23 protein-coding genes are annotated in these 24,827 nt (G+C 61.7%); 1 reads left to right on the top strand and 22 read right to left on the bottom strand.

Annotated features, from left to right (window positions below):
• Positions 1-2 precede the first annotated feature (2 nt).
• The 7 genes from EDD77_RS09470 to pyrE all read right to left on the bottom strand — a co-directional run bounded on the left by EDD77_RS09470 (position 3) and on the right by pyrE (position 9,213).
• Positions 3-449 (bottom strand): MarR family winged helix-turn-helix transcriptional regulator, encoded by a 447-nt coding sequence (locus EDD77_RS09470; RefSeq protein ID WP_058963477.1) that lies wholly within the window; start codon positions 447-449, stop codon positions 3-5.
• A gap of 142 nt (positions 450-591) precedes the next feature.
• Positions 592-2,487, bottom strand: coding sequence for an ATP-dependent zinc metalloprotease FtsH (gene ftsH / locus EDD77_RS09475; protein ID WP_058963476.1), 1,896 nt, complete (start codon positions 2,485-2,487; stop codon positions 592-594).
• Positions 2,488-2,592: 105 nt separating this feature from the next.
• The gene (locus EDD77_RS09480) at positions 2,593-3,078 is read right to left on the bottom strand and encodes a hypothetical protein (protein ID WP_058963475.1); all 486 of its coding nucleotides are present in this window, start codon (positions 3,076-3,078) and stop codon (positions 2,593-2,595) included.
• Positions 3,071-3,769 (bottom strand): hypothetical protein, encoded by a 699-nt coding sequence (locus EDD77_RS09485; protein ID WP_058963474.1) that lies wholly within the window; start codon positions 3,767-3,769, stop codon positions 3,071-3,073. The genes EDD77_RS09480 and EDD77_RS09485 overlap by 8 nt, the downstream gene beginning before the upstream one ends.
• 436 nt (positions 3,770-4,205) lie before the next feature.
• Positions 4,206-7,412: a carbamoyl-phosphate synthase large subunit gene (gene carB / locus EDD77_RS09490; protein WP_058963473.1), complete on the bottom strand. Its 3,207-nt coding sequence runs from the start codon at positions 7,410-7,412 to the stop codon at positions 4,206-4,208.
• Positions 7,413-7,415: 3 nt separating this feature from the next.
• Positions 7,416-8,507: a carbamoyl phosphate synthase small subunit gene (locus EDD77_RS09495; protein ID WP_058963472.1), complete on the bottom strand. Its 1,092-nt coding sequence runs from the start codon at positions 8,505-8,507 to the stop codon at positions 7,416-7,418.
• A 112-nt stretch (positions 8,508-8,619) separates the two neighbouring features.
• Entirely contained in the window at positions 8,620-9,213 is a 594-nt protein-coding gene (gene pyrE, locus EDD77_RS09500; protein ID WP_058963471.1) for an orotate phosphoribosyltransferase, read from the bottom strand.
• 215 nt (positions 9,214-9,428) lie between these two features.
• Between pyrE and EDD77_RS09505 the strand changes: the two genes are divergently transcribed.
• Positions 9,429-9,779 carry a hypothetical protein gene (locus EDD77_RS09505; protein WP_132587379.1) on the top strand — a complete coding sequence of 117 codons (351 nt, stop codon included), beginning with the start codon at positions 9,429-9,431 and terminating at the stop codon, positions 9,777-9,779.
• 18 nt (positions 9,780-9,797) lie between these two features.
• Here EDD77_RS09505 and EDD77_RS09510 read toward each other — a convergent pair whose 3' ends face one another.
• The 15 genes from EDD77_RS09510 to atpF form a co-directional block, all read right to left on the bottom strand.
• A complete protein-coding gene (locus tag EDD77_RS09510; protein ID WP_082669528.1) occupies positions 9,798-10,709 on the bottom strand; it encodes a dihydroorotate dehydrogenase in 912 nt (303 codons plus the stop codon).
• On the bottom strand, positions 10,706-11,473 hold the full coding sequence (locus tag EDD77_RS09515; protein WP_058963470.1) for a dihydroorotate dehydrogenase electron transfer subunit: 768 nt from the start codon (positions 11,471-11,473) through the stop codon (positions 10,706-10,708). The genes EDD77_RS09510 and EDD77_RS09515 overlap by 4 nt, the downstream gene beginning before the upstream one ends.
• A complete protein-coding gene (gene pyrF / locus EDD77_RS09520; protein ID WP_058963469.1) occupies positions 11,454-12,320 on the bottom strand; it encodes an orotidine-5'-phosphate decarboxylase in 867 nt (288 codons plus the stop codon). The genes EDD77_RS09515 and pyrF overlap by 20 nt, the downstream gene beginning before the upstream one ends.
• Before the next feature lie 113 nt (positions 12,321-12,433).
• Positions 12,434-13,606 carry a dihydroorotase gene (locus EDD77_RS09525; protein WP_058963468.1) on the bottom strand — a complete coding sequence of 391 codons (1,173 nt, stop codon included), beginning with the start codon at positions 13,604-13,606 and terminating at the stop codon, positions 12,434-12,436.
• A gap of 277 nt (positions 13,607-13,883) precedes the next feature.
• Complete coding sequence (locus EDD77_RS09530; RefSeq protein WP_058963467.1) at positions 13,884-15,263, bottom strand: MATE family efflux transporter; 1,380 nt, start codon at positions 15,261-15,263, stop codon at positions 13,884-13,886.
• A complete protein-coding gene (locus EDD77_RS09535) occupies positions 15,256-15,702 on the bottom strand; it encodes a MarR family winged helix-turn-helix transcriptional regulator (RefSeq protein WP_082669527.1) in 447 nt (148 codons plus the stop codon). The genes EDD77_RS09530 and EDD77_RS09535 overlap by 8 nt, the downstream gene beginning before the upstream one ends.
• A 139-nt stretch (positions 15,703-15,841) precedes the next feature.
• A complete protein-coding gene (locus tag EDD77_RS09540) occupies positions 15,842-17,023 on the bottom strand; it encodes an MFS transporter (RefSeq protein ID WP_058963466.1) in 1,182 nt (393 codons plus the stop codon).
• Complete coding sequence (locus EDD77_RS09545; protein ID WP_058963465.1) at positions 17,010-18,035, bottom strand: ROK family transcriptional regulator; 1,026 nt, start codon at positions 18,033-18,035, stop codon at positions 17,010-17,012. Before EDD77_RS09545 ends, EDD77_RS09540 begins: the two co-directional genes overlap by 14 nt.
• Before the next feature lie 134 nt (positions 18,036-18,169).
• Entirely contained in the window at positions 18,170-19,420 is a 1,251-nt protein-coding gene (locus tag EDD77_RS09550; RefSeq protein WP_058963464.1) for a metallophosphoesterase, read from the bottom strand.
• Between the two features lie 98 nt (positions 19,421-19,518).
• Positions 19,519-19,926 (bottom strand): ATP synthase F1 subunit epsilon, encoded by a 408-nt coding sequence (gene atpC, locus EDD77_RS09555; protein WP_058963463.1) that lies wholly within the window; start codon positions 19,924-19,926, stop codon positions 19,519-19,521.
• Positions 19,927-19,928: 2 nt separating this feature from the next.
• On the bottom strand, positions 19,929-21,326 hold the full coding sequence (gene atpD, locus EDD77_RS09560) for a F0F1 ATP synthase subunit beta (RefSeq protein WP_058963462.1): 1,398 nt from the start codon (positions 21,324-21,326) through the stop codon (positions 19,929-19,931).
• Positions 21,327-21,359: 33 nt separating this feature from the next.
• Positions 21,360-22,211, bottom strand: a complete 852-nt coding sequence (gene atpG, locus EDD77_RS09565) for an ATP synthase F1 subunit gamma (RefSeq protein WP_058963461.1) — start codon at positions 22,209-22,211, stop codon at positions 21,360-21,362.
• Positions 22,212-22,224: 13 nt separating this feature from the next.
• On the bottom strand, positions 22,225-23,739 hold the full coding sequence (gene atpA / locus EDD77_RS09570; RefSeq protein ID WP_058963460.1) for a F0F1 ATP synthase subunit alpha: 1,515 nt from the start codon (positions 23,737-23,739) through the stop codon (positions 22,225-22,227).
• Positions 23,740-23,755: 16 nt separating this feature from the next.
• A complete protein-coding gene (gene atpH / locus EDD77_RS09575; RefSeq protein WP_058963459.1) occupies positions 23,756-24,292 on the bottom strand; it encodes an ATP synthase F1 subunit delta in 537 nt (178 codons plus the stop codon).
• Positions 24,289-24,795 (bottom strand): F0F1 ATP synthase subunit B, encoded by a 507-nt coding sequence (gene atpF, locus EDD77_RS09580; RefSeq protein ID WP_242868316.1) that lies wholly within the window; start codon positions 24,793-24,795, stop codon positions 24,289-24,291. The genes atpH and atpF overlap by 4 nt, the downstream gene beginning before the upstream one ends.
• Positions 24,796-24,827: the final 32 nt, after the last annotated feature.

Below are 24,827 nucleotides of genomic sequence, written 5' to 3' on the forward strand. Positions count from 1 at the left end.
GCTTACAGGTTGGCCTGCATGCGGGCCAGAAAACGGCGCAGCTGCTCCAGCTCCTCCGGGGAGAAGCCGTTCACCAGTTGTCGTTCCAGCTCCTGCCGGATGGCGGAATACCGCTGCTGCAGCTGACGGCCCGCAGGCTCCAGCTGCAGCGCCTTGCGCCGGCCATCCTGTGCGTCACTCACCCGCCGGATCAGGCCCTTCTCCTCCATCAGCGCCAGCATTTTGGAGGCAGTGGCCCGGTTGATGGCAAACTCCTCCTCCACATCCCGCTGGAACACCGGCTCACCCATCTGCTCCTGATGGAACAGAAAATCGGTGATCCACATGTTCTGCAAGGTACACTCCTTCATCTGCCGCCGGTCATACAGCGAATGGATGCGCCGCAGAATCTGGTTATCCAGCTTTTTGATCTGAAGGCTCACGTCCTGATTCTGAGGATTTTGCTGCACGATCCATTCCCCCTGTTTTTGTTTGCTTGCAAATCAATTGTAGAGAGATGTGCCCGGCTTGTCAACCCTTTTGTTCTGCCTCACACAAAAAGGCACGGCGTTTTTCCACAAAACGCCGTGCCGGGGATGCTTATTTGTATTCTCAGCCGGGCAGCTGCTGTTGTGCCGGGGCTGTGGGTTCAGGCTGGCGGTTCAGGATCTCCATGAATTCCTCGCCGGTGATGGTCTCCCGCTCCATCAGGAAGGTGGCCAGCTCGTGCAGCTTGTCCACGTTGTCCTTCAGGATTTCCATGGCCTTGGCGTGGGCAGATTTGATCAGCTCCAGCACCTCCTGGTCAATCTTCTCCGCAGTGCCCTCGCTGCAGGCCAGCGAAGCATCGCCACCCAGATACTGGCTGTTCACGGTGGCCAGCGCCATCATGTCGAACTCCTTGCTCATGCCCAGACGGGTCACCATGTTCCGGGCCAGACGGGTGGCCTGCTCAATGTCGTTGGAAGCACCGCTGGTGTAGCTGCCGAAGATCAGCTCCTCGGCGGCACGGCCGCCGGTAAAGGTGGCAATCTTGTTGAAGGCCTCCTCCCGGCTGAGCAGGTTGGTCTCCTCCTCCGGCACCTGCAGGGTGTAGCCCAGTGCGCCGGAGGTGCGGGGTACAATGGTGATCTTGGCCACCGGGGCGCTGTTGGTCTGCTTGGCAGCCACCAGCGCATGGCCGATCTCGTGGTAGGCCACAATTCGCTTTTCCCTGGGGTTCAGCACCTTGTTCTTGCGCTGATAACCGGCGATTACCGTTTCCACGGCCTCCATCAGGTCGCCCTGATTCACGATGCGGCGGTTCTGCTTCACCGCCCGCAGCGCGGCCTCGTTCACCATGTTGGCCAGCTCGGCGCCGGAAGCGCCGCTGGTGGCCCGGGCAATGGCCATGAAGTCCACGTTCTCGTCCACCATGACCTTTTTGGCGTGCACCTTCAGAATGGCGGCACGGCCTTCCAGATCCGGCAGCTCCACCGGGATGCGCCGGTCGAACCGGCCGGGACGCAGCAGGGCCTTGTCCAGGGTTTCCGGGCGGTTGGTGGCCGCCAGAATGATCACACCCTTGCTGCCGTCAAAACCGTCCATCTCGGTGAGCAGCTGGTTCAGGGTCTGCTCCCGTTCGTCGTTGCCGCCGCTGATTCCGGCCGCATTGTCACGGCTCTTGCCAATGGTATCGATCTCGTCGATGAACACGATGCAGGGGGCCTTCTCCGCGGCCTGCTTGAACAGGTCACGCACTCGGGCCGCGCCCATGCCCACGAACATCTCCACAAATTCGGAACCGGCGATGCTGAAGAAGGGCACGCCCGCCTCACCGGCGACCGCCTTGGCCAGCAGGGTTTTACCGGTACCCGGAGGGCCCACCAGCAGCGCACCCTTGGGCAGGGTGGCGCCGATGCTGTTGTACTTGCTGGGGTTATGCAAAAAGTCCACGATCTCGGCCAGGGCTTCCTTGGCTTCGTCCTGCCCGGCCACATCGGCAAAGGTCTTGCCGGTCTGGGCCTCCACATACACTTTCGCATTGGATTTGCCGAAGCTCATGGCGTTGGGGCCGCCCATCCGCTTCATCATAAAGCGCATGAGCAGCTGGCCCAGCAGCACCATGAACAGCACCGGCAGCACCACGCTGAACAACAGGTTCATGATGGGCGAGGTCTTGGTGGGGATCACGCCGCCGTACTCCACCTCGCCGCCTTCGGGATTTTTAGCCTCCAGCAGCCGTTCCACGCGGTCCGGGTCATTGACCCACGCGGTTTGATAGATCCGCTCCTTGCCGTTTTCATCCAGTGCCTGATAGGTGATGGTGCCATTGGACGCATCCTCCTGCACCACGCTCACCTTACCCTCTTCCAGATCGGTGACGAAGCGATTGTAGCTCACCTCGGTCACCGATCCGCGCATGATGTTGGGGAACACCAGCGCATTGAGCAAAAGCAGGATCACCACCGCGGCCACATAGTAATAAATCAGTGCCTTTTTGGGATTTTTGGGTCCTGTCGTTTTCATATTCACTCCGCCTTTTTCAAGTGGTATCGGTTCAATTCTACTATTCTAGGATACATTCCCGATATGAAGAATATATGAACGTTTCTAAAAGATTTCGCGCACAATTCAGGGCAGCTCCACTTCGCCCAGTTTCAGTGGCATTTCGCCGTAGGGATCCAGTGTGATCTGAACGGTTTTGCCCTCCATTTCCTCCGGGTCCACCTCCAGAATCAGCTCCACATCTCCGATGCAGCCCACCGGCACACAGGGCTCGGTTTCCATCGTTACATTTTCATCCCAGGGCTCCCACACATCCACCGCATAACGGTCGCCTTTTGCCGGAGCTACCCCCAGATTCCACCCGGCAATAAAGATGTCCTGATTGCTGTTGTTGGTGAGCACGAAGCGCAGGCGATAGTAGTTGTAGCCCTCCTCTGCTCCCTCAGGCTGCACCGGCTCGATTTCCACACCCTCCATGGACGCATACCAGCCGGGGGCCATGTTCAACGCACTCAGATGCACCGCACCCCATATACCTACCCCCAGCACCGCCAGCACCAGAAGTCCGGCCAGCACCCAGAGACCCATTCCCTTTCTGGTATCCTCAATCATTGCCGGCCACCTCCTGCGCAAAGCTCACAGGCACGCCTGCCGCCTGCACGCTTTCGTTGTTGTAGTCCTCGTCCTTTTCCAGCCAGTGCATCCAGAAGGTGCCCTCGCTCACGGATTCCGGCACCAGAAAATATACCCAGCCTTCCTCCATGCCGCTCTCGCACAGCTCATAGCCGTCCAGTGCCCGCATGGCCCATTCCGGATGCTCCTGCTTCAGCCGATAGCCCCCCAGATTGGGATAATAGGTTCCGCCGCACTGCAGATAAAAGGCTCCGCTGCAGTCCCACACGGCATCGTTCACAGCGCCCATGCGCAACGCTACCCGGACGATTTTCTCATCCTGTGCCGCACCGGTGATTCGGCCCATGTCCTCGCCCTGACCGCTCACCTTCATGGCGCGCTGCAGCGGGCCGAAGGAAAAGCTCTCGTCCGCCGGGTAAACGTTTTGCTCTGCACTGGGCACATAAACCGCGTTATTGCGCTGCATCTGGGCGCTTTTGCCCCAGATAAAAACACCCTCCACCAGCAAAACCGCCAGCAGGATGGCGCAGATGACCAAGGGAACCAGCCTTGCCGATCCCCCGCCTGCCCGCTCCGGGGTTTCGCCGGAAAAGTGATCCGGCTCCTGCCAGGGCTCTCGTTCCGGTGCCTGCGCGTTCCAGGCATCGGAATGTGGTGCGTTTCGCTTCATGGACCCCGCCTCCTCTTCCGGCACATGCCCCGCTGGGGCAGCCGGTTTTCGTTTTCTTTTATTATACCGGTTCGAACAGATTCTGTCAGCAAAATGCATAAAGAAAACGCCGCCGGCATTTAGCCGGCGTGACATAAGAAAACAACGCCGGAAAAGGGCTGTTTTTGCGGGATTGCAGCGTCAAAGCCCCTTGACAACCACCAAGGGTGCCTGCGGGTCTTTTCCTTGCACTCCCATCAAAATCAGCTCTTTTCCGGTGCTGTGCAGTTCTGCCCCAGGATTTTGGATGCAGAAAGTGCGAAAAGGGGCGGCGCAAGCCTTGATGGCTTGCCCGCCCCTTTGAACATTTTGTGCGCCAAAATCCTACGGCAGAACCGTCGTTTTCTTGTGCCACACCGGCTTTGCCGGCGGCGTTTGAAAAAGCGGAATTTTTCCCTTACAGGGTGGAGATGTCGATCAGCTCCACATCGTCCAGTGTGGCGCCGCTGCGCAGGGTCTCCACCAGCACCTTGGCGGTGTCGATGGCGGTCAGGCAGGGCACGCTCAGCTCCACAGCCTTGCGGCGCATCTTCACGCTGTCCAGATCCGGGTCACGGCCATGGTCGGAGGTGGAGATCACATAGTCCACCAGACCGCTTTCCAGCAGGTCCAGAATGTTGGGATGCTCGTCGCTGATGCGGCGCACGGTGTTGCAGGCAATCATGTTGCTGTTCAGGGTCTTGGCGGTGCCGCTGGTGGCATAGAGCTTGTAGCCCATGTCCTTCAGCTGCCAGGCGGTGTCCAGAATCTCCAGCTTGTCCGCGTTCTTCACGGTGATCAGGCAGCAGCTGCCGCTGCGGGGCTTCTGGAACTTGTAGCCGGCGCCCACCAGACCCTTCAGCAGCGCGTCGCTGAAGTTGCGGGCGATGCCCAGCACCTCGCCGGTGCTCTTCATCTCGGGGCCCAGCTGGGTGTCCACGCCGTGCAGCTTCTCAAAGCTGAACACGGGAACCTTAACGGCCACATAGGGTGCATCGGGACGGATGCCGGTGCCCCAGCCCATATCCTTCAGCTTCTCACCCAGCATGCAGCGCACGGCCAGTTCCACCATGGGAACTCCGGTCACCTTGCTGATGTAGGGCACGGTACGGCTGGAACGGGGGTTCACCTCGATGACGTAAACCTGATTGTTGTACACCACATACTGGATGTTCACCAGACCCACAACCTTCAGCTCGCGGGCCAGACGGCCGGTGTATTCCACCAGCATCTGCTTGATACGGGCAGACAGGGTGCGGGGCGGGTAGACGCTGATGGAGTCGCCGGAATGGATGCCGGCACGCTCCACATGCTCCATCATACCGGGAATCAGGTAATCCTCGCCGTCACAGATGGCATCCACTTCACATTCGGTACCCATCAGGTACTTGTCCACCAGAACCGGGTTCTCCATATCGGTGTGCTCGGCGATGATGGCCATGTACTCGGTCACATCGTCGGGGCCGTAGGCGATGATCATGTTCTGGCCGCCCAGCACATAGCTGGGACGCAGCAGAACCGGGTAGCCCAGCTCGCTGCCGGCGGCCAGCGCCTGTTCGGTGGTGAACACGGTGTGTCCCTTCGGGCGGGGAATGCCGCAGCGCTCCAGCAGCTCGTCGAAGCGCTCACGGTCCTCGGCCTCGTCGATGGCGTCCGCCGGGGTACCCAGCAGCTTCACGCCCAGCTCGGTCAGGTGCTTGGTGAGCTTGATGGCGGTCTGGCCGCCGAACTGTACCACGCAGGCCCAGGGCTTCTCGGTCTCCAGAATGTTCTCCACACTCTCGGGATCCAGCGGGTCAAAGTACAGCCGGTCGCCGGTGTCGAAGTCGGTGGAAACCGTCTCGGGGTTGTTGTTGGCGATCACAGCCTCGTAGCCGTATTTTTTCAGGGTCCACACGCAGTGCACGCTGCAGTAGTCGAACTCGATGCCCTGACCGATGCGGATGGGGCCGGAACCGAATACCAGCACCTTCTTTTTGTCGGTGGGATGGTCGGCGATAAACTGGGCGGCCTCGTTCTCCTCGTCAAAGCTGGAGTAGAAGTAAGGCGTGCGGGCGGCGAACTCGGCGGCGCAGGTATCTACCATCTTGAAGCCGGCGCGCAGGCGGGCGGGCAGCTCGGTGCAGCCGCTGATGCGCTTGATGGCCTTGTCGGTGAAGCCCTGGCGCTTGGCCAGCTTGTACAGCTCCATGCTCATCTCACCGGCAGCCAGACGCTTCTCAGTGTCGGCCAGCTTGGCGAGCTTGGACAGGAACCAGTAGTCGATCTTGGTGGCGGCGTAAATTTCTTCAAAGCTGAAGCCGCGCTTGATGGCCTCGAACACCACAAAGCTGCGGTCGGAATCGCACACATGCAGCTTCTGATGAATCTCCTCGTCGGTGCACTCGGCCAGATGGGGCAGATCCATGGTGTCCAGACCCAGCTCGATGGAGCGAACCGCCTTCATCAGGGCTTCCTCGAAGCTCTGGCCGATGGCCATTACCTCACCGGTGGCCATCATCTGGGTACCCAGATCCTTCTTGGCGTAAACGAACTTGTCGAAGGGCCACTTGGGGAACTTGACCACGCAGTAGTCCAGCGCAGGCTCGAAGCAGGCGCAGGTCTGGCCGGTGATGTCGTTGGTAATCTCGTCCAGGCTGTAGCCGATGGCGATCTTGGTGGCCACCTTGGCGATGGGGTAACCGGTAGCCTTGGAGGCCAGCGCGGAGGAGCGGCTCACGCGGGGGTTTACCTCGATGACCGCATACTCAAAGCTGTCCGGCTTCAGGGCGAACTGGCAGTTGCAGCCGCCCTCGATGCCCAGCTCGGTGATGATGCGCAGCGCGGAGGAGCGCAGCATCTGGTATTCCTTATCAGACAGGGTCTGGCTGGGGGCCACAACGATGGAGTCGCCGGTGTGCACGCCCACCGGGTCGAAGTTCTCCATGTTACATACGGTGATCACGTTGCCCTTGCCGTCGCGCATCACTTCGTACTCGATCTCTTTCCAGCCGGCGATGCACTTTTCGATCAGCACCTGATGGATGGGAGACAGACGCAGACCGTTGGTACCGATCTCGCGCAGCTGGGCCTCGTCCTCACAGATACCGCCGCCGGTGCCGCCCATGGTGAAGGCGGGGCGCACGATCACGGGGTAGTCGATCTCTTTGGCGAAGGCCAGAGCGTCGTCCAGGTTTTCCACCACCTTGCTGGGGATGCAGGGCTCGCCCAGCTTCTCCATGGTGTCCTTGAACAGCTGCCGGTCCTCGGCCCGGTCGATGGTCTCGGGCTTGCAGCCCAGCAGGCGCACGCCCTCGGCCTCCAGGAAGCCTTCCCGGGCCAGAGTCATGGCCATGTTCAGGCCGGTCTGGCCGCCCAGGTTGGGCAGAATGGAGTCCGGCTTTTCCTTCTGGATGATGCGCTTGATGACCTCGGGGGTCATGGGCTCCACATACACCCGGTCAGCGATGTTGGGGTCGGTCATGATGGTGGCGGGGTTGGAGTTCACCAGCACCACCTCAATGCCTTCCGCCTTCAGCGCGCGGCAGGCCTGGGTGCCGGAGTAGTCGAACTCGGCCGCCTGGCCGATGATGATGGGGCCGGAGCCGATCACCAGAACTTTTTTAATGCTCGTATCCTTTGGCATGGCTCAGCAGCCTCCCTTCATCATGTCCACAAATTCATCAAACAGGTAGTCGGTATCCTTGGGGCCGCCGCAGGCTTCCGGGTGGAACTGCACGGTGAAGCAATCCATGTTGTTGTAGCGGATGCCTTCCACGGTGCCGTCATTGGCGTTCACATGGCTCACCTCGCCCAGAACTTTGTCCAGGCTGTCGCCCACCACGGCGTAGCCGTGGTTCTGGCTGGTGATGTAGGTGCGGCCGTGGGCCAGGTCGGTGACCGGCTGGTTCACGCCGCGGTGACCGTACTTCAGCTTTTCGGTCTTGGCGCCCTGCGCCAGCGCCATCAGCTGGTGGCCCAGGCAGATGCCGAAGATGGGCAGGCCCATTTTGGCAATCTCTTTCAGGTTCTCGATGATCTCCACGTTTTCCGCCGGGTCGCCGGGGCCGTTGGAGAGCATGATGCCGTCCAGACCCATCTCCTTCAGCTGGCTGGCGGTGGTGGTGGCGGGCACAACGCTCACCTTGCAGTCCCGCTTGACCAGGCTGCGCTGGATGTTGTTCTTGCAGCCGAAGTCGAACAGGGCCACATGATACTTGCCACCCTCGTTGAGCACGGTGGTCTCGGTGCGGGTCACGTTGGCCACGGCCTCGGTCACGTTGTACTCCCGGATGGCCTTCATCAGGGCCTCGTCCGCCAGAGCTTCCTCAGCGGTGGCGTACTCGGTGGTGAGCGCGCCGTTCATAACGCCGCTCTCCCGCAGCAGGCGCACCAGGCTGCGGGTGTCGATGCCCGCCAGGCCGATGATGTTCTGCTCCTTCAGGTACTGATCCAGAGTTTTTTTGCAGCGGAAATTGCTGGGCGCGTCGCACAGCTCCCGCACGATGTATCCAAAGGCCCAGATGCGGTCGGACTCGGCGTCCTCGCCGTTGATGCCGTAGTTGCCCACCAGAGGATAGCTCTGGGTGATGATCTGACCGTAATAGCTGGGGTCGGTCAGGGTCTCTTCGTAGCCCACCATACCAGTGTTGAACACCACTTCACCCACGCGGGTGCCGGTGGCGCCGAACTGCTGGCCTTCCAGCACGGTTCCGTTGGCCAAAACCAAAAAAGTTTTCAAGGCTCTAATCCCTCGCTTTCAGCGTTGTTTCAAAACTGCGGCCTTTGCTCTGTTGCCGGGCAAAGGCCGGCCCGGCCGGGCGAAAAATGCCCGGTCGGGCTCAGAAAAATGATCACAGGGTCTGCTTTGCCTGCTCCTTCATCTTGCGGCTGCCCAGGTGCACCAGAGGCAGTTTGCCCTCCTTGCAGATGGGGCACTCCTCGGGCAGGTAGTTGGGCAGGTCCAGCTTGGCAGCGCTGGCCAGGATGGGAATGGGAGAGGGAGCGTCGGCCTTGGTGCGGTCCACCACGCAGACGATGCCCAGGCACTCGCCGCCGGCCTCTTCGATCACACGCTTGGTCTCCAGGCTGGAGATACCGGTGGTTACCACGTCCTCAGCGATGATGCACTTCTCGCCGGGCTTGATGGCGAAGCGCTTCAGGGTCATCACATTGTCCACACGCTCGGTGAAGATGGCGCGCTTGCCCAGCTGGCGGCCCAGCTCGTAGGCGTACACGATGCCGCCCATGGCGGGGCCGACGATCACATCCACGTCCAGATTCTTCAGCTTCTCGGCCACATTCGCCATCACCTTGGCGCACTGGTCGGGGTACTGCTGCAGGAAAGCCATCTGGCAGTAGGCGCTGGAATGGCGGCCGCTGCTCAGCAGGAAGTGGCCTTCCAGAAAGGCCTCGCACTCTTTCAAAATCTCGATGGTGTTGTTCATGATAACCTCTCCTCTACTCTATCTGAAAACAATTGATAACGGATCTGTCTTTGGTAGTCTTTATACCATCAGTTATAAATCGACTTTATTTTACGCAAACTCCCCGCCGCGTATCCGGATACGCAAGGGGTGATAACGCAAAAGCCGCCGGTCAGAAATTGGATGGATTTTGCGCGAAGCAGCGCCCGCCGTGTATCTGGATACACAAGGGGGCGATGAACGCAAAAGCCGCCGGTCAGAAATTGGATGGATTTTGCGCGAAGCAGCGCCCGCCGTGTATCTGGATACACAAGGGGGCGATGAACGCAAAAGCCGCCGGTCAGAAATTGGATGGATTTTGCGCGAAGCAGCGCCCGCCGCGTATCTGGATACGCAAGGGTGCGATGAACGCAAAAGCCGCCGGTCAGAAATTGGATGGATTTTGCGCGAAGCAGCGCCCGCCGCGTATCTGGATACGCAAGGGTGCGATGAACGCAAAAGCCGCCCAAAAGCCGCCGGTCAGAAATTGGATGGATTTTGCGCGAAGCAGCGCCCGCCGCGTATCTGGATACGCAAGGGTGCGATGAACGCAAAAGCCGCCAATTTTATACCCGGGCGCAGCCGCGGATCTCGTCCAGAGTCTCTACTCCATGTGCTTCCATCCATGCGGCGATCTCGTCGGTGATGGTCTCGCAGGCGCGGGGATTCATGAAGTTCGCGGTGCCCACCTGCACGGCGGTGGCGCCCGCCATGATGAACTCCAGCGCGTCGGCGCCGGTCAGGATGCCGCCCAGGCCGATCACCGGCACGTTCACCGCGCCGCAGACCTGATAGACCATGCGCAGGGCGATGGGCTTGATGGCCGGGCCGGACAGGCCCGCAAAGATATTGTTGAATACCGGGCGGCGCTTTTCCAGATCAATGGCGCAGGCCTGGAAGGTGTTCACCAGGCTCAGCGCGTCCGCGCCGGCCTCCACGCAGGCAGCGGCCATCTGGCAGATGTCCTCGGCCTGGGGGCTCAGTTTCACGATCAGGGGCTTTTTGCAGACCGCACGCACACGGCTGACCACCTCTTTGGCGCTGTCGGCCTTGATGCCGTAGGCGATGCCGCCCTGCTTCACGTTGGGGCAGCTGATGTTCAGCTCCACAAAATCCACGCTGGTGGGGTTCAAGAGCTCGGCGCCCTTCTCGTAGTCCTCGATGCAGCCGCCGCCCAGGTTGGCCCAGATGGTGGTGCCCAGAGTTTCCATCACCGGCAGCTCATGGTCGATGAAGTGCTGCACACCGGGGTTCTGCAGGCCGATGGAGTTGATCAGGCCGCTGGGGGTCTCCAGCAGGCGCTCGCCCTGGTTGCCCGCCTTGGGGATCAGGGTGATGCCCTTGCCGCTGATGCCGCCCAGCTTTTTCAAATCCACCATACCGGCGTATTCCTCGCCGAAGCCGAAGGTGCCGGACGCACCCACCACCGGGCCGGCCATTTCCTTGCCCAGCAGGTTTACCTTCAGGGATACGCTCATGCGCCGAACACCTCCTTGGAGTCAAATACAGGGCCTTCCTTGCACACGCACTTGCCGCCGGTCTCGGTGTGGCAGGTGCAGCCCAGGCAGGCGCCGATGCCGCAGGCCATCTTGCGCTCCAGGCTCACGATGCAGCGGGTGCCCGCAGCGTCGCAGAGCTTTGCCACTGCCCGCATCATGGGTTCGGGGCCGCAGCAGAGCACCAGATCGTACTCTTCGGGCTTGAGCAGCTGAGTCACAAAGCCGTGGAAACCGAAGCGGCCGCTGTCGGTGGCCAGCTGAACCTTGCCGCACACCTTGGTGAAGCGGTCCATGCCGTAGGGCTCATCCCGGAAGCCGCAGAAGTAGTCGGCCTTGGTGCCCGCTTCGCACAGCTCCTTCGCCAGCTGATACAGGGGGGCGGTGCCGATGCCGCCGCCCACCAGAGCGACCCGCTTGCCCACAGCCTCGGCCACGTTGAAGCCGTTACCGGAGGGGCCAACCAGGCTCAGGGTATCGCCGGGAACGAGGGCAGCCAGCTTTTCGGTGCCCTTGCCCCGCACCTCATACAGAAATTCCACCACGGCCAGCTCGGGGTCGTAGGAATGCACGCTGATGGGGCGGCTGAGCACCGGGGCCACATCCGCGGGCCAGCAGCGCAGCATGAAGAACTGACCGGCCTTGGGAGCCTTGTCCCGCTGAGGCCAGCTCACGGTCATCAGGCGGATGGTATCGGTCAGGCGCTGGTGATCCAGAACCTTTACATCACAGGCGATCGCAGGCATTCTTGATGGCCTCCTTCATGTTCACGCACTCGTTGTAGGCAGCCTGGGCGAATTCCACACCGGGCTGCTTCTTGTAGGCCAGCAGGATGCCGCGGCTGGAGTTCACCACGCCGCCGTTGCCGGCGCTCAGATACTGGGCAATGTCCTCGGCGGTGCCGCCCTGGGCGCCGTAGCCGGGGATCAGGAAGAAGCTGTCCTTGTAGCGGGCGCGGATCTCGGCCGCCTCCTCGATGTGGGTGCCGCCGATGACCAGACCCAGGCTGGAGTAGCCGTGCTCGCCCATGCAGCTCTTGCCCATCTCATTCAGCTTGTCGCCCACCATGTCGTACACATGGCGGCCGTCGGCCAGCTTCTCGTACTCGAAGTCCTTGGCGCCGGGGTTGGAGGTGCGCACCAGCACGAACACGCCCTTGCCTTTCTCTTCCACAAACGGCATGTAGGGCTTGATGGAATCCAGACCCATGTAGGGGGCCAGAGTGATGAAGTCGGCCTCGAAGTCACCCGCGAAATGAGCCTTGGCGTACATCTCGGCGGTCTTGGCAATGTCGCCGCGCTTGATGTCGGCGATCACCGGCACGCCGGTGGCCTTCACATAGTCCAGGGTCTTTTTGTAGGCGTTCAGGCCGTCCAGACCCAGGCTCTCGTAGTAAGCGATCTGCACCTTGAAGCAACCCGCCACAGCCTTGGTGGCATCCACAATGGCCTGATTGAACCGCACGATGTTCTCACCGGCGGTGAGCTCGGCCTTGGCGAAGCCCTCCGGCAGATAGGAAATATCGGTGTCCAGTCCCACGCACACCGGGCCGCGGGCGGCAACAGCTTCGTACAGTTTGTCCATGTTGGTCATTGTGAACCTCTCCTTTTCATCTCAGCCCGGCAGTGCCGGTTTTTTTATTTCTCGTTTCAAGTGCGAGGATTCTCTTCCTCTATTATAAAGGACAGGGGCGTTTTTCGCCAGACTCAGCGCTGGTAAGTTACACGCCCGCCCCGGATGGTCAGATCCACCCGGCCATAGAGTGTTGCGCCATCGAAGGGGGTGTTGTGACTCCTGGAGTGCATGACGGAGGCATCCACCACATATGGGGTATCCAGCTCCACCAGCGTCAGGTCGGCGTCCATGCCCACCTGAACGGCGCCCTTGCCTGCAAGGCCCAGAATCGCCGCCGGGAAGCGGCTCATCAGCGCCTCCAGATAGTAGAGATCCAGTCCCTGCTCCCGGCACAGCTTGGTGTAGCACACGCCGAAGGCGGTCTCCAGCCCGATCATGCCCGCCGCGCCGTTCGCCTTGTCCTCGTCGGAATGGGGGGCGTGGTCGGTGGCGATGGCGTCCACCACGCCGGTGCGGATGGCCTCCACCAGCGCCTGCACATCCTCGGGCTGGCGGATGGGAGGATTCACCCGGTAATCGGTATCTGCGAACCACAAGTGATGGGGGGTCACCTCGCAGGTGACCGGCACGCCCCGACGCTTGGCGTCGCCGATGGCGGCCACGGCTTCCCTGGTGCTCACATGGCACATATGCAGCCGGGTACCGTAGTACTCGCTCAGGTGCAGGTTGCGCACGGTCTCGATGTTCTCGGCCAGACGGTAATCCCATTTGGAGATCTGCATATCCTCGGCGTGGCTCATGAGCACCAGATCCCGCTGGGCGCAGATGGCGAAGGCCTTGGCCATCACCTCATTGTTCTGCACGCCCTTGCCGTCCTCGGTGATGAAGCGCAGATCCTCAGGCAGGCTCTTCAGGTGATCCAGGGTCTGGCCATCGAAGTTTTCGGTGATGGACACCGTCTGGTTTGCCCCGCAGATGCCAAGGCGCTCGGCCTCGTCCATCACGGCATGGGCCTGAGCGGCGCTGGAGCACACGGGCCTGGTGTTGGGCATCAGGTTCACAAAGGTGTAACCGCCCGCAGCCGCGGCCGCGCTGCCGGTGGCGATATCCTCTTTATATTCAAATCCCGGGGTGCGCCAGTGGCAATGCAGGTCGATAAAACCAGGCATCAGGGTGCGGCCCGCGGCATCGATCACCTCTTCGCCATGGGCGGGCATATTCTGCATCAGGCCCGCGATCTTCCCGTCCCGAATCAGCACGTCCACCTGGGTGCCATCGGATAATTTTGCATTTTTGATCAGCATCAGAGCGCCTCCTCTCAGCGAAAAAAGACTAAAAAAAATGACTCTTCCCAAAAAAGGAAAAGTCAAACAAAGACCCCTTGCACCAGCAAGAAGAATACCGAAGCCAGAACAAAAACAGACTGCTTGCAAATCATCTTGTTCATGGATCCGCCTCCTTGCCGTCGGGTCATTTTAAATCGTCTGATTTTATCACAGTTCGCCCTGCTTGTCAACCCGATCGACGAATTCTTCCCGGCAAAAAATCGGGCGGCCCCTTTGCGGGGCCGCCCGAACACTGTTATGCCTGTTTTTTCGGTTCGTTAATCTGCCGCAGTGCCTTGCGGAACTGGATGCTGAACAGAATCACCGTGAAGGTTACGGCCAGCACGTCCGCCACCGGCTCGGCCATATAGACCGCCATGGTCTTGTCCGCCGGGAAGAGCACAGGCATCAGATAAATCAATGGAATCAGCAGAACGAACTTGCGGGTCACCGCCACCGCAATGGAGGCCTTGGCGTAACCCAGAGAGGTGAAGGTCATCTGGCAGGCAATCTGCGCGCCGAACACCAGCAGCACCGCGCAGTAGCAGCGGATGGCCGGCGCCGCAAAGGCGATGAGCTGCTGATCCGAGGTGAAGATTCCGGCAAACGTATGGGGGAACAGCATCAGCGCGGCCCACAGCAGCACAGAATAGGTCAGGCTGGAGCGCAGCAGCAGAAAATAGGTTTTCTTCACCCGGTCCGCATTGCCCGCGCCGTAGTTGAAACTCACAATGGGCTGTGCGCCCTGACCAAGGCCCTGCAGCGGCAGCAGTGCAAACTGCATCAGGCTGGTGAGAATGGTCATGGCGCCCACCGCCAGATCGCCGCCGTAAGCCCGCAGCGAGGTATTGAAGCAAACCGAGATCACGCTCTCGCTGGCCTGCATGATAAAGGTGGCCAGGCCCAGCGCCACACAGGGCAGAATCACCGCCGGGCGCAGAATCATGTTCCGGGGGCGGATCTTCCAGATGGTACGTTTGCCCATCAAAAAGCTCACCACCCATACGCAGGAGACCGCCTGGCTCAGCACGGTGGCCAGCGCAGCGCCCCGCACACCCATGGAAAAACCGAAGATGAAAATGGGGTCCAGCACGATGTTGCACACCGCGCCGATCAGCACCGACAGCATACCCGTTTTGGAAAAGCCCTGGGCGATGATGAAGGAGTTCATGCCCAGTGTCAGCTGCACGAACACAGTGCCCAGCGCGTAGATGTCCATGTAGGCGGTGGCATAGCCGATGGTATTCTCGGTGGCACCGAAGGCCATCAGAATCGGCCGGTTAAACACCAGCAGCACCCCGGTGAGTGCCGCGGACACGATCAGCAACAGGCAGAAGCAGTTGCCCAGCACCTGCTCGGCAGCCTCGTTGTCGCCCCGGCCCATGGCGATGGACGCCCGGGGCGCGCCGCCCGCTCCCGCCAGCATGGCGAAGGCGGAAACGATCATGATCACCGGCATGCACACGCCCATGCCGGTGAGAGCATAGGCTCCCTCGCCGGGAATGTGGCCGATGTAGATGCGATCCACCAGATTGTACAGCATGTTGATCAGCTGCGCCACCACCGCCGGGGCGGCCATCTTTACCAGCAGCCGGCCCACCGGCTGGGTGCCCAGCTGGCTTTTGTTGTCATTCATTGCGGTTTTCTCCCTTCCCTGCCAGATTGTTTACAATCCGCCCGTACAGGGCGGCAAAGCAGGCGGCATCTTCCGCGGAAAAATCCCGGAAGGCCTGCTCCCAGAAGGTCTGCTGGGCCGCCAGCAGCTCGGGCATCAGCCGGTCCGCTTCTTCGGTCAGGCTCAGATGCACCCGCCGCCGGTCCTCGGCATCCTGTCGGCGCGCCAGCATTCCCTTGCCCATCAGCACCTCCACCGCCTGGGACACATTGCTCTTGGGCAGCCCGCGCAGGGCCACAATATCCCGCGCGGTGTCCCGCCCCGGATTGTTGTGCAGAAAGACCAAAATGTCAAATTCCATCTGGGAGATACCCAGCCGGCGGCAGACCGCCCGGCGCTGGGTATCGTAAAAGCGGGTGATCACCCGCAGGCCGTTCACAAGCTCCATGTGGTTGTTCACAGCCTCTCGCCCCTTTCTTTTTGTTTGTTAAGCGAATTGTTTGTTTTTATAACTATTTGCCATTATACTCTTTTTCTCAAACAAGTCAACACCCCCGGCAGCAGAGCAAAAGCCCGCTGCCGGGGGTGTTGGGAAACTATTATTCGGTTGCGGTGCGCAGCCGGCGGTAAAACAGCCACGCCGCCAGCGGGAACAGGGCCGCCGCGCCCAGCGCCACCCGCGATGCGGTCTGCTGGGAAGCGCCCAGCGCCAGCAGACCATCCGCTCCAAGGCCGGTGAGCCAGCCGCCCAGCGAAGCGCCCAGATCCCCACCGGCGCTGAGCAGTGCAAACATGGACGCCCCGGCCAGCGGCATTTTGCAGGAAGCCACCACCAGCGTGCCCGGCCACAGGCCCGCCACGAACAGGCCGGTGGCAGCGCAGGCCACCACCGCCACTGCGGGCAGAGCGGCCGCCGTCAGATAGCACCCGGCTGCCAGCAGGGCGCTGGCACCCAGCACCCGGGGCAGATCCCACCGGTCGCCCCAAAGGCCCAGCAGAGTGCGCCCGATTCCCATGAGCAGGGCAAAGCCGCACATGCCCGCCACATCGCCGAACAGCTTGGGAATGCCCAGCCCCAGATCCAAAAACGAGGAGGCATACTGGGCCATGGTGACCTCTGCCGCCGCGCCGCAGATAATGGCTCCCAGCGCCAGCCAGAACACCCGCTGCCGGGCAAGCCCCCGGATGGGCAGCGTTTCCTCCGGCGATTTGTGGTTCAGCGGCGCACGCCAGAACAGCGCCAGATCCGCAGCGGGCAGCAGCATCCACCCCAGCACGATGGCCTGCCAGGGTGCACCCAGTGCCAATGCTGCCGTGGTGACAAGCACCACGCCCGCCTGCCCCCAGCAATACATGGAATGCAGCAGCGCCATGGCCCGTGTCTTTTCCTCACCGGGCAGCGCATCCACAATGGGACTGAGCAGCAGCTCCAGCAGCCCGCCCGCGCCGGAAAAAATCACTGTGCCCACAAAAAAGCCTGCCAGCGGGTACGCCGGGAACAGCAGCGGAGCGGCGGCAAACACCCCCAGCCCCACAAGGCTCAGAGCCCCGGCCGCCAGCACAAAGGGACGAAACCCGTGCCGGTCCACCGCCTTGCTGAAGGCCACATCCGCCCCCACCTGGGTGACAAAATTGGTGAGCACCAGAAACCCCAATGCCCCGTAGCTCAGGCCATATTCCCGGAGCAGCACCGCGAACAGCACCGGCGTCAGGTTGATCAGCGCCGCCTGGGTTATGCTGCCCAGGTAGCAGGCGTATACCGTGGTTTTATAACTCCGCATGGTTTCGCTCCTTTCCCTCCCACTCCCCGCCGGGATACAGAAGATCCATGGCCAACCGGGTCAGACCGGTCAGATAATCCTGCCGGTATTCCCGGGAAATATGAATCCGGGGCGCCGCCTGCGCGGGCAGGTACTGCCTGCAGGCCTGTTCCAGCGCGTCGGCATTTTGCAAATAAGAAGTCTCGTAGACCACCAGCTCCTCCGGGTTCAGGAACACGCTGGCGCTCACCACCAGCCGGGCCAGATAGTCCACCGGGTCCACCCCGGTCAGTCCCCGCAGCGCCATCTGCTGCATGTTTTCCCGCCCGCTGCCGGGCAGATAGCCCACCTCACCCACCAGACCGGCAAAGCCGCTCAGCGGCCTGCCGTGCACCAGCACGCCGCAGCCGGGGCCGTTGTCCGAAAGATGCAGGCAGACCGCGCTCTCCCGCTGCAGCCATCCTCTGCGGGCCGCCATGCCGTAGACCGCCGCCCGCATGTTGTTTTCCACCCGCACGGGAAGGCCGCAGGCCTGCTCCAGCTCGGCGCACAGATCCCGCCCGGCCAGCTCGTCGTATCGGTCGATGTACAGCACCTTTCCCTCGGCCACGCCACCGGGAACGCCCACCGCCAAAGCTGCCAGCGCCGGATAGGCCCGGCGCTGCCGCTCCACCACCGCCAGAATGGTGGGGACATAGCCGCCCTCCTCCGGGCCGCAGCTGCCGGAGCACACCGGATGCCCCAGCGCATCCGCCACCGCCCAGCAGACAGCTCCGTCCTCAAAAAAGAGGGTGAGAGCATAGGCGCTGGCCTCGTTGAACCGGTACCGCATGGGCCGCCGGCCGCCGGCTCCCGTTTCCAGCCCGGCCTCCAGCACCATGCCCCGCTCCATCAGCTCATCCACCAGCTTGCCTGCCGTGGGAAAACTGAGGCCGCAGCGTTCCGCCAGCTCCTGCCTGGTCACCACACAGCCCTGTCGCAGCACCTGGAGCACCTGCCGTTCGTTTGCGCTTTTTACTGCCCGGGTAAACACGGGGCAATCCCCCTCTCCACTTTTTAAAACAGTTTTAAAATATAGTTAAATAATAATCTGTTCCGCTTTTTCTGTCAAGGGGAAACGTCATTTGCGCAGGAAAGCCCCGGCAAATGGCCGGGGCTTTCCTCTTTTCAGTATTCTATGGTGGCCCGGTTGTGGTTCACTGCCGGTTCCCGGCGCATGCTCTCCACATAATCTTTGTAAAAAGCGCCGGACTGCTGCCACACATCAAACATCGGGTCCTCCCGGTCATAAAGATCCGGTCTGCCCTGGAAGTAATCCAGATTTATCTGGGCAAAAAAATCCGCCATTTCCTCGGCGTTCTCCTCCTTTTGCAGCCAGCCGATCACCTTGCTCCGATTCACCTGGCAGAAAAAGTCTGCCGAATAGGTGGAAAAGTCCAGCAGGTTTTCGTCGGTGCTCTCCTGCTTTTCGGCCCAGCCGGAAACATCCACCGGCACCGTCTGATAGTCCATCCGGTGGGGCCGCAGCGTCAGCCGGGCGTATTGATTGGGCGATACCGCCAGCGAGCCGGTGGCAGCCTCGAAAAAGCCGCTCTCGCTTTTGGCGGTGTGCTGCATGTGGATGTGGCCGCTCAGGTTGCAGATCACATCATACTCCTCATACAGAGCCAGCAGCTCCTCGGCGCCGCCCATCACAAAGCCCGCGCTGATCGATTCGCTGTGGGCCAGCAGATTCTGATGGCTCACGGCCAGCACACGGGCCCCTGCCTGCCGGGCTTCCTCCAGCTGGTTCTTTACCCAGTCCAGCGTCTCAGGTTTCAGCACGCCCTCGTTGCCAATCGTATTCACATCCACCATCAGCACTCGCAGTTCATCGCTCAACGGGAACACATAGCTCCGGGATGTCTCATCCCGGGAACTGGCTCCATTGTAGCCAAATTCCGCGTACACCTCATCGAACTGGGCAGGCTTCAGGTTTTCCACCGGTTCGTAGGTCTTGCCGGTGAAGCGCACCGCATACCCGTTGTTCAGGTCATGGTTGCCCGGCAGCACCAATACCGGAATGCCGCAATCGGTGATGCTCCGCAGCTTTTGCGCCAGATCCAGATGGCTCTGCTTTTCCCCGTTCAGGGTCAGATCCCCCGAAAGGATCAGCGCCGCAGGCTTCTCCCGGATGACCTGCTCCACAAAGGCGTCGGTCAGCTCGTCGATGTAGGCCAGCGCCTTGCCGTCGCCGTTCAGAATGGTCTTTTCAAAGCAGACGCCGTGGTCGTTCAGAGAAGGCGAAAGATAATGGATGTCCGTCGCCACCAGAATCTTTGTCGGGCGGTTCTGATATCCGAGCACTCCGGCCACCACCAGCACCAGCAAAAGCGCCGCCACGGCCAGTAAGACACGCCGTTTTCCCGCCTGTTTCATTTCTCATTCCTCCCTTTGGGGGCACCCCTCGCCCCCTTTTCGGACATAAAAATGCAGGCCCCGCCAAAAGGCAGGGCCTGCCGCAAATGCCGGTTTTGTTATACCAGATTCGCCACATGGGTGCGCACCAGCGCCCGCTTCAGGCGGGCCTGTGCCAGTTCCAGTTCTCGGGCATCGGCGCCCTGCTGGCCCAGAACGGTCTCCGCCCGCTGGCGGGAGGCCTCGGCCCGGGCCTTGTCGATGTCCTCCGCCCACTCGAAGGTGGTGGCCACCAGCCGCACCTGACCGGCGCGCACGGTGAGCATACCGCCGATGCAGGCGCCCCGGCGAACGGTGCCGCCCTCCAGGGTCACCCGGGCTTCACCCATGCCCAGCGCCGTGATGTAATCACAGTGACGGGGCAGGATGCAAACATCCCCGGCGATGGTGCGGCAGATCACCCGGGCGGCCGGGCCGTCGTAGACCTGGCCGTCCGGCGTGACGATCTGCAGATGGAAGGTGTTCATACTCATTCACCCTGCTTTGCCTTGGCGACCACCTCGTCGATGGTGCCCGCGAACAGAAAAGCGGACTCGGGCAGGTCGTCGTGTTTGCCCTCCAGGATCTCCTTGAAGCCCCGGATGGTCTCCTTCAGCGGAACATACTTGCCCTCCATGCCGGTGAACTGCTCGGCAACGGTGAAGGGCTGGCTGAGGAAGCGCTGGATCTTACGGGCCCGGTTTACGGTCACCTTATCCTCCTCGCTCAGCTCATCCATACCCATGATGGCGATGATGTCCTGCAATTCCTTGTAGCGCTGCAGCACCTGCTGCACGCCGCGGGCCACCTCGTAGTGCTCGATGCCCACCACATCCGGCGAAAGGATGCGGCTGGTGGAATCCAGCGGATCCACCGCCGGGTAGATGCCCAGCGAGGAAATGGCACGGCTCAGAACGGTGGTGGCGTCCAGATGGGCAAAGGTGGTGGCGGGGGCCGGGTCGGTCAGGTCGTCGGCCGGCACATAAACCGCCTGCACCGAAGTGATGGAGCCGTTCTTGGTGGAGGTGATGCGCTCCTGCAGGGCGCCCATCTCGGTGGCCAGGGTGGGCTGGTAGCCCACGGCGCTGGGCATACGGCCCAGCAGAGCCGACACCTCGCTGCCCGCCTGGGTAAAGCGGAAGATGTTGTCGATGAAGAGCAGCACGTCCTGATGCTCCCGGTCACGGAAGTACTCGGCCATGGTCAGGCCGCTCAGGCCCACGCGCATACGGGCTCCCGGGGGCTCGTTCATCTGGCCGTAGACGAGGGCGGTCTTGTTGATAACGCCGCTCTCCTTCATCTCGTTGTACAGGTCGTTGCCTTCGCGGGTACGCTCGCCCACGCCGGTGAATACCGACAGGCCGCCGTGCTGCTTGGCAACGTTGTTGATCAGCTCCATGATGAGCACGGTCTTGCCCACGCCGGCGCCGCCGAACAGGCCGATCTTACCGCCCTTGGCGTAGGGGCAGATCAGGTCCACAACCTTGATGCCGGTTTCCAGAATCTCGGTGGTGTTCTGCTGTTCCTCGTAGCTGGGCGGATCGCGATGGATGGGCCAGCGCTCCTTGGCCGGAGGCGCGGGCAGATCGTCCACCGGCTCACCCAGCAGATTAAAGATACGGCCCAGGCATTCCTCGCCCACGGGCACGGTGATGGGGCCGCCGGTGTCCACGGCTTTGGTGCCGCGCACCAGACCGTCGGTGCTGCTCATGGCGATGCAGCGGGCCACGTTATCGCCGATCAGCTGTGCCACCTCGGCCACCAGCTTGTGATCGCCTTCGCCCACCTCGATCGCGTTGAGCAGATCCGGCAGCTCGCCGTCTGCAAATTTGATATCCAGCACCGGGCCGATGACCTGGGCCACGATGCCTTCGTGGTTATTCGGCATGGATCTATCTCCTTTACTGGCGGGAAAAGGCCATCAGGCCTCGGCGCCCGCCACGATCTCTGTGATTTCCTGGGTAATAGCCGCCTGCCGGGCCCGGTTGTAATGCAGGCTCAGCGAGTCGATCATCTCACCCGCGTTCTTGGTGGCCGCATCCATGGCGCTGCGCCGCGCACCCAGCTCACTGGCCACGGATTCGCACAGCGCACCGTAGATCAGCCCCGCCAGGTATTCCGGCACAATGGCGTCGTACACCTCTTCGCTGGAAGGCTCGTAGAGGGTCAGGCCGCGGGGCCCGGCGCCCGGTTCCGGCCGGGATACGTCCAGCGGCAGCAGGCACAGGGTGGCCGGCTGCTGGCTCAGCATGGACACGAAGTTGGTGTAGGCCAGGCGGATCTCGTCGTACTCGCCGGCCAGAAAGCCTTTGGCCAGCAGCTGGGCCATGGAAAAGCAGTCGCTCACGGTCACATCCGCCGCCTCGGCATACTGTTCGGTGATGCGCTCGACGCCCCGGCGCTGGTAATGCTCCAGCGCCTTTTTGCCCACCGGCAGCACGCAGATTTCCTTGCCCTCAGCCTCGGCTGCCACCGCCTTCAGAATGTTGGCGTTGTAGCCGCCTGCAAGGCCGCGGTCGCCCGCGATCACCACATAGCAGGTCTTTTTCACCAGCCGCCGGGCGATGTAGGGCGAGGAAAGCTCCGCGTTGGAAGCTGCAATGTCGGACAGGGCCGCATGCAGTACCTCAAAGTAGGGGCGGCTTTTCTCCACCCGTTCCTTTGCCCGGCGCAGCTTGGAGGAGGCCACCAGCTCCATGGCCTTGGTGATCTGCATGGTGCTTTCCACGCTCTTGATGCGCAGCTTGATGTCCTTCATGGACGCACCTGCCATTGGGATCTCCTCCTTACTTGGTCTTTAAAAACTCCGTGGTGTACTCCGCCAGAGCGGCTGCCAGAGCGGTCTCGGTATCCTTTTCCAGCTTGCCGCTGGTACGGATGGTCTCCAGCACGTCTGGGGCATGGCCGTCCATGTAGGCGTACAGACCATGCTCGTACTCCTTCACATCCTCCACGGCCACGTCCTTGAGCAGGTCGTGGGTTACAGCGTACAGGATGCACACCTGATGCTCCATGGAAATGGGGCTGTTGCGATCCTGCTTGAGCACCTCCACGATGCGTTCGCCCTGGGCCAGACGTGCCTTGGTGTCCGCATCCAGATCGCTGCCGAACTGGGCGAAGCTCTGCAGCTCACGGTACTGGCTGTACAGCAGCTTCAGGGAACCGGCCACCTTCTTCATGGCCTTGGTCTGGGCGTTGCCGCCCACGCGGCTCACCGAGATGCCCGGGTTTACCGCCGGCATGACGCCGGAGTGGAACAGCTCGGTCTCCAGGAAGATCTGGCCGTCGGTGATGGAGATCACGTTGGTGGGGATGTAGGCGGAAACGTCGCCCGCCTGGGTCTCGATGATGGGCAGAGCGGTCAGGCTGCCGCCGCCGTATTCCGGTGCAAGGCGGGCCGCACGCTCCAAAAGACGGCTGTGCAGATAGAACACGTCGCCGGGGTAGGCCTCGCGTCCGGGCGGGCGGCGGATCAGCAGGCTCAGCGCACGGTAAGCCACCGCGTGCTTGGACAGATCGTCGTAGATCACCAGCACGTCCTTGCCCTGCGCCATGAAGTATTCGCCCATGGCGCAGCCGGAATAGGGCGCGATGTACTGCAGGGGCGAAAGCTCGCTGGCCGTGGCGGACACCACGATGGTGTAGTCCATGGCGCCGTTCTCGGTGAGGGTGTTCACCAGCTGGGCCACGGTGCTCTGCTTCTGGCCGATGGCCACATAGATGCAGATCACATCCTTGCCCTTCTGGTTGATGATGGTATCGGTGGCAATCACCGTTTTACCGGTCTGCCGGTCGCCGATGATCAGCTCGCGCTGGCCACGGCCGATGGGAATCATGGAGTCGATGGCCTTAATGCCGGTCTGCAGGGGCACCGATACGCTCTTGCGCTGGATGATGCCCGGCGCAGGGGACTCGATGGGCCGGTACTCCTTTGCGTCGATGGGGCCCTTGCCGTCGATGGGATGGCCCAGCGCGTTCACCACGCGGCCGATCATGGCTTCGCCCACCGGCACGCTTACCACCTTGCCGGTGCGCTTGACCACGCTGCCCTCCTTGATGCCCACATCGCTGCCCAGCATAACGATGGACACCGAGTTCTCCTCCAGGTTCTGGGCCATGCCGTACTCGCCGTTGGAAAACTGCACCAGCTCGCCGCTCATGCACTCCTCCAGGCCGGTGGCCCGGGCGATGCCGTCGCCCACCAGGATCACGGTGCCGGTCTCGCTTTGCTGAATGGAGTTTTCATAGTGCTTGATCTGGGCCTTTATGATCTTGGAAATCTCTTCCGGTTTCAATTGCATCGTTTCACCTTCTTACTTATACCGTGGCGGCCAGGCTGCGGCGCAGCGCGTCCAGCCGGGCCTGCACCGTGCCGTCGAACTCGGCGCCGCCCATTTCCAGGCGAACGCCGCCCAGGCAGGCCGGATCCACCTTCACTGCAAGCTGCACCGTTTTGCCGGTGAGTTTGTTCAGCTTTTCGGTCAGAGCCGTTTTCTGGGCCTCGCTCAGCGGCACCGCCGCCACCGCCGTCGCCTCCAGAATGCCATGGGCCGCGTTGTAGCGGGCCCGGTATTCCTTGCGGCAGTCACGCAGGGCACGGATCTGGCCCCGCTCGGTCAAAATCTTCAAAAAATTCAACAGATACGGCTGAATGCGCCCGCGCAGCGCCTCGTCCAGCGCCTGGCAGCGCTGGGCCTTGGGCACGCTGGGCAGCGCCAGCAGCTTTTCGTAGTCCGGCCAGGCGGCAAACAGCTGCTCCACCTGTTCCAGCTCCTCCAGCATCTGGGCCTCCAGCCCTTCCTCGGCAGCCAGCTCATACAGCGCGCCGCCGTATATCTTGCCGATCTTGGTCATGAGGCGTCTCCTACCTTCTCGATGAATTCATCGATCAGCTGCTGATGATCCTTCTCCTGGATCTCCCGCTCCACCACCTTGCTGGCGATGGCCATGGCCATGCCGCCGATCTCGTCCTTCACCTCGTTCAGCGCCTTCTTGCGCTGCTGCTCAATCTCCTCGCCCGCCTTGCGCTTGATCTCGGCTGCCTGCGCACGGGCGGCGTTCAGGGTCTCCTCGCTGTTGCGGGCGGCGGTCTGGCTGGCCTGATTCAGCAGCCGGGCTGCCTCTTCCTTGGCACCCGCCAGGCTCTTTTCATACTCCGCCTGCATCGCCTCGGCCTGTTCCTTGGCCTGCTTGGCGTCGGCAATCAGGGCATCGGCCCTGCGCTGGCGCTCGTTCAAAATCTTCTGTACGGGCTTGAACAGGAAATGCTTGACCAGCAGGGTGAGGATCAGCAGGTTGCCCAGCATGAAGATCATGTGCCAGGGCGTCAGCGTCACCAGGTCTTTAAACTGTTGCAATGGTCATTCCCCTTTCTGGCTGGCTTGTGGGC

Origin of the sequence: Allofournierella massiliensis (genome assembly GCF_004345265.1) — a bacterium.
Lineage (GTDB): Bacteria > Bacillota > Clostridia > Oscillospirales > Ruminococcaceae > Allofournierella > Allofournierella massiliensis.

Bases quoted from the DNA above. Each gene is read 5' to 3' on its own strand.
- EDD77_RS09540 (WP_058963466.1), bottom strand. From the start codon at position 17,023: ATGCGGAGTTATAAAACCACGGTATACGCCTGCTACCTGGGCAGCATA.
- EDD77_RS09525 (WP_058963468.1), bottom strand. From the start codon at position 13,606: ATGCTGATCAAAAATGCAAAATTATCCGATGGCACCCAGGTGGACGTG.
- atpG (WP_058963461.1), bottom strand. From the start codon at position 22,211: ATGGCAGGTGCGTCCATGAAGGACATCAAGCTGCGCATCAAGAGCGTG.
- EDD77_RS09550 (WP_058963464.1), bottom strand. From the start codon at position 19,420: ATGAAACAGGCGGGAAAACGGCGTGTCTTACTGGCCGTGGCGGCGCTT.
- pyrE (WP_058963471.1), bottom strand. From the start codon at position 9,213: ATGAACAACACCATCGAGATTTTGAAAGAGTGCGAGGCCTTTCTGGAA.
- ftsH (WP_058963476.1), bottom strand. From the start codon at position 2,487: ATGAAAACGACAGGACCCAAAAATCCCAAAAAGGCACTGATTTATTAC.
- atpH (WP_058963459.1), bottom strand. From the start codon at position 24,292: ATGACCAAGATCGGCAAGATATACGGCGGCGCGCTGTATGAGCTGGCT.
- EDD77_RS09510 (WP_082669528.1), bottom strand. From the start codon at position 10,709: ATGAGCGTATCCCTGAAGGTAAACCTGCTGGGCAAGGAAATGGCCGGC.
- carB (WP_058963473.1), bottom strand. From the start codon at position 7,412: ATGCCAAAGGATACGAGCATTAAAAAAGTTCTGGTGATCGGCTCCGGC.
- EDD77_RS09515 (WP_058963470.1), bottom strand. From the start codon at position 11,473: ATGCCTGCGATCGCCTGTGATGTAAAGGTTCTGGATCACCAGCGCCTG.
- atpA (WP_058963460.1), bottom strand. From the start codon at position 23,739: ATGCAATTGAAACCGGAAGAGATTTCCAAGATCATAAAGGCCCAGATC.
- EDD77_RS09530 (WP_058963467.1), bottom strand. From the start codon at position 15,263: ATGAATGACAACAAAAGCCAGCTGGGCACCCAGCCGGTGGGCCGGCTG.
- EDD77_RS09505 (WP_132587379.1), top strand. From the start codon at position 9,429: ATGAACGCAAAAGCCGCCGGTCAGAAATTGGATGGATTTTGCGCGAAG.
- atpC (WP_058963463.1), bottom strand. From the start codon at position 19,926: ATGAACACCTTCCATCTGCAGATCGTCACGCCGGACGGCCAGGTCTAC.
- EDD77_RS09480 (WP_058963475.1), bottom strand. From the start codon at position 3,078: ATGATTGAGGATACCAGAAAGGGAATGGGTCTCTGGGTGCTGGCCGGA.
- pyrF (WP_058963469.1), bottom strand. From the start codon at position 12,320: ATGACCAACATGGACAAACTGTACGAAGCTGTTGCCGCCCGCGGCCCG.
- EDD77_RS09485 (WP_058963474.1), bottom strand. From the start codon at position 3,769: ATGAAGCGAAACGCACCACATTCCGATGCCTGGAACGCGCAGGCACCG.
- atpD (WP_058963462.1), bottom strand. From the start codon at position 21,326: ATGCCGAATAACCACGAAGGCATCGTGGCCCAGGTCATCGGCCCGGTG.